Raw genomic sequence first — 3,994 nt, 5'->3', positions numbered from 1 at the left:
ACGACCTGGTCATAGCCCTCACGACACATCTTGATACCGGTGCCAAACTGAAGCTTGCAACCCAAGGCCACGGTGGGTATACCCTGTCATTGGGAAATTGGCCTCCGGGACGTTAGGAACCATTTCCCTATTCAATTTAGCCAGACGCCGGTTGAAAAGGCATCACCCCCCGTGACCTGATTTTGGGGCAAAGTGGGACGGATGAACTCTTCCGGCATGGGGCATGATGGTACACTTTTAACTCGCCTTCCCATCCAACCAGATAGCCAACTACCCTCCAAATCCCAGGGTGTGCCATTTTCCATCAATTCCATGCAGAACGGTTCGATCCCGAATTGCGGCATGAAAATTGGATTTATCCCTTTAAGCGGATGCAGTTTATACCAGAAATGTATCCACCATAAATACGAGGCAGAGATGATGGCGAAACCAAAACGGCAAGGTTATTCGACTTCTTACATGAAAAATGAACTGACTGGTGAGGATCGCCTGGACAAACATCTTAATTGGATCCTCAAAGGGAAGATCGCCTACCAATGGTTGCATAAAGACAAATTGACTAGAGTCGAATGGCAAGGACCCAAACCCCGAGCACGCCCGCGCCGAAAACCCAAGACATCACAAACTAAAAAATAAGAATGAACCCATTCCCATCCCGAGCCTCACTCGATTATGCCGCATGAACAATCACAAGGAGAGACACCATATGAAATCTCGCATCATGCTTTGGAGTCTGATTCTGCTGATCGGCTGGGCCATACCCACTGGAGCCCAAGAACCGGAAGTTGATCCCTTACAAGGAAAGGCCGTGTATCAAGCTCACTGCGTGGGGTGTCACGGTATCCAAGGAAAAGGCGATGGACCGGACGCTGCCACCCTCATCGTGCCACCCGCCAACTTTCAACGCATGGAATCCCGAGGCAAATCGGAGGCGGACCTTCGGTCAGCGATCATCTGGGGACTGGCTTTCAGTCCTATGCACGGGTGGTGGGACAGACTCAGCACCGAAGATATTCGCGCCGTCACCGCCTACATCAGACAAATAGCACCGCATGAACCTTCGTCGCCCTAAAAGTACCCCCAAAGAGGATCACGCCGATTTTTTCCGGGGGCTAGCTTTCGTGGAATCAAACAGGTTTTAATACGGCTCATCCAAATGACGGTGCGGCTTTAATCTCATTTTCTTTCTGAAAGGATTACCATATGAGGGTCGCGACATTATTCGTTATCATACTGCTAGCTGTTTTAGGATTAGACTCGATGTGGATGAACGAGGCAAAAGCCCAATCAAGCCCTCTCTCTCAAAACGACACCGCGATTATGGGCACTTCCGAATCACCTACGGTGTCCAGTGAGCAAACCCTCAAAGATGATCCGGTATGCGATCCGACCTATCGACCCACAATCACCAAAATCGAACCAGATGAGTTTCAGGCCGGCGCTAAAATAGTCATTATGGGAGAATATTTCGGAAAGAAACAAGGTTGCCTGCATGAGGTGACTTTTGGAGCCGAAAAGGCAACGGATTTCACCCTTAAGGGTGATGATAAAATAGAGGTAACCGTGCCCGACAACGTCGTCACTGGAATGGTATTTGTGAGCGTAGTGACGGGTGGAGGTGCGGCAAAAACCGCAGTACTGGTCAAGAAATAGTCAAGAGGACAGACCTTCGCCTGTGCACCATTCAGGGCGATAAGATAGCGAACTCGACCGGGAATGTGCACACGCCCGTTCTGCCCATAAGGATGTGTATGGGATTTCGGAATCTTTTTCCATGAGAAGCATGAGCCCATCAATGTGCGTAGTTCTCATGATCACAGCCATGGGTATAATTCCCCTTCCCCCGACTTCCGCTGAACAGGAAGAGGCACAATCCGCCAAAACGCTCTTTCTCCAATATTGCCAAGACTGTCATGGCCCACAGAGGGATGGCAGGGGTGCCCTACGTCCTTTCCTGGAACAAGACCCTGCCAATTTGAACTCGCAAATGACACAGGCCAAAACCGACCAAGAACTCTTTTCTATTATCAAAAAAGGGCGGGGCGAAATGCATGGGTGGGCGGACACCTTCACCGATGAACAGGTCCTGGACCTGGTGCATTATATCCGTGCGCTCTCACCATAAACTTTTCGCCGCACAGCATCGCTGCAGGGGATGAAGCGGACGATGTAACTTTCCGCAACACTCACCTATCTCAAACCCCATTCAAGATACTCGGCGTAAAAGAGCGTTTGGTGAATCGTCAAGGGCACCCCCATCCAAGCAAAAGTCCTAAAACCCATGGTGTGACCTTCCTGCTCCGTCCGCTGGATGATAAGCACATTACTGGCCGCAGCAAGAATCATCAGATTACCCGCAATTGCACTACCGACAGCCAAAGACAGAAGGGCTGGAAGGGAACCGATACCAAAGGAGATACAAGGCCACTAAGGGGACATTCGAAATCAGTTGGCTCAGAATGATACTGAGACCAAGAATGGAAGGCAGGGAGGTGAGGTCCATCTGCAGATGCGCTGTCCACTCCTGGAATACTCCCGTCTGCCAGACACTCGCCATGAAGACGAATATCGCGGCAAAAAAGAGCAGGGAAATATTCATGCGGAAAATGTCGACAAAACAGGCTGATCCACCACGCAATGAGAAAAGAGGTGAATATGATAGTCCATCAGGAAAGGTTCACAACGAATGATAGACGGAAGGAGGATCTCGAAGAATTCCCGATTGTGCTCAAGAATTATTCAGAGAATGGGAAATGGTGCAAACGAAACATTGTTGGAAAGCGTCACAGAATGCCACGCATAGCTCCCCTCTCTGACACGTCGCTGACGAGGCGCGCGCGCCAAACACCCGGAGGGTGGGCCACGAACCTTTTGTCCACGACTCTTTAGTGTACTACCGGCTATCCAGAAATCTTATGATATCCTTTTGGATATCCGGGATCGTGATCAATTCGGTATGTCCCACCTGATAATCACGTATAGTCGTTTGAAAGGTCTGACGGTATGCTTCCGGAAGCCATGCGGATGACACCGTCACCGTTCCATCTCCATCAGCATGGACGGTGGGAATGTTCCCAGCATGCTCTTCCCCTGCCAAATCGGAATCATCAAACAACAAGGAATCAATGTCCTTATCACCCTGATTCCCCGTCCACACTCCCCTTGCCAGGGTCGATGTACCATTCGCATACAGGTAAAGTAGCGAGGGTTGATAGGGGCTTGGTGTGAAGGGAGCCGCCTGAAGCAGTTCCAAAAATTGTTGAGATCGATGAAGCCAAAATGACGTATAGGCAGCACGCCGCTCAACGGTATCGTTGGGAAAACTATTCTTATTCCTGAGCAGTCCCCATTCGGATTGTTGCCACTGCCCGGCATTTCGGATCACCCCTTGTAAGGCCTTCCCTTCCAATGTGATGAGTTCATCGGAATCGGCAACCGGTAAGGTATAGTAACTGGCCGGAAAGGACGCATAGGCCTCGTAGCTGAGTAATGAAGAGTTCCAACCGACGGTCGCCCCATAGTTCATATTCCGAAACGAGTTCATGGCTCCAAGAAACGGCACGCCAACCAACACCACGCGTTTGAGTTCCCCGGCGCCCTTCCAGGTTTCCACGGCAGTGTCGATGTCCTGAGTGCCATATCGAAGGTAATAGCTGACAATCAGGCCACCCATGCTATGCGCGACAACCGAAATATCTTTTGTTCCCTTATCCCGGAGTCCGCGGATAAGGGCATCAAAACTTCGCACCGCATCCATCAGGTCCCCCCGCCAATCATACGTAAAGGGAATCACTTCACCACCCGTATGGTTGGAAACCCGCAGTCGGTCCAGCAAGGAGCCATAAACGTCAATGGAGTAGACAAGCGGCACGACTCGTACCTCATCAAGAATACCCTCGGGTTGTAAATCGATTGTCCCCTCAAATCCCAAGTCGGGGACGGGAAGCGTTAACGATTGACGACCGAACAGGACTTGTGTGAGGGAAATGAAAAA

The 3,994-nt window shown here is 50.6% G+C and carries 6 protein-coding genes; 4 read left to right on the top strand and 2 right to left on the bottom strand.

The genetic code is table 11. From position 1 onward, the window contains the following. The first annotated feature begins 201 nt into the window (after positions 1–201). The 4 genes from AAH187_RS17080 to AAH187_RS17065 all read left to right on the top strand — a co-directional run bounded on the left by AAH187_RS17080 (position 202) and on the right by AAH187_RS17065 (position 2,125). Positions 202–636 (top strand): hypothetical protein, encoded by a 435-nt coding sequence (locus AAH187_RS17080; RefSeq protein ID WP_342349690.1) that lies wholly within the window; start codon positions 202–204, stop codon positions 634–636. A 70-nt stretch (positions 637–706) separates the two neighbouring features. Then, positions 707–1,072, top strand: a complete 366-nt coding sequence (locus tag AAH187_RS17075) for a cytochrome c (protein WP_342349689.1) — start codon at positions 707–709, stop codon at positions 1,070–1,072. A gap of 131 nt (positions 1,073–1,203) precedes the next feature. Next, a complete protein-coding gene (locus AAH187_RS17070) occupies positions 1,204–1,653 on the top strand; it encodes an IPT/TIG domain-containing protein (protein ID WP_342349688.1) in 450 nt (149 codons plus the stop codon). 130 nt (positions 1,654–1,783) lie between these two features. Beyond that, positions 1,784–2,125: a cytochrome c gene (locus AAH187_RS17065; protein WP_342349687.1), complete on the top strand. Its 342-nt coding sequence runs from the start codon at positions 1,784–1,786 to the stop codon at positions 2,123–2,125. Positions 2,126–2,365: 240 nt separating this feature from the next. On the opposite strand, the gene AAH187_RS17060 is transcribed toward AAH187_RS17065, so the two are convergent. Both AAH187_RS17060 and AAH187_RS17055 read right to left on the bottom strand, forming a co-directional pair. Next, on the bottom strand, positions 2,366–2,599 hold the full coding sequence (locus tag AAH187_RS17060; RefSeq protein WP_342349686.1) for a hypothetical protein: 234 nt from the start codon (positions 2,597–2,599) through the stop codon (positions 2,366–2,368). Between the two features lie 294 nt (positions 2,600–2,893). Continuing rightward, positions 2,894–3,994: hypothetical protein (locus AAH187_RS17055; protein ID WP_342349685.1), on the bottom strand; the 1,101-nt coding region annotated here is incomplete at its 5' end.

The organism is uncultured Nitrospira sp. (assembly GCA_902500695.1).
GTDB lineage: Bacteria > Nitrospirota > Nitrospiria > Nitrospirales > UBA8639 > Nitrospira_E.
Note: the sequence above shows the minus strand (reverse complement) of the source record. Positions and strands in the feature narration are given on the sequence as shown.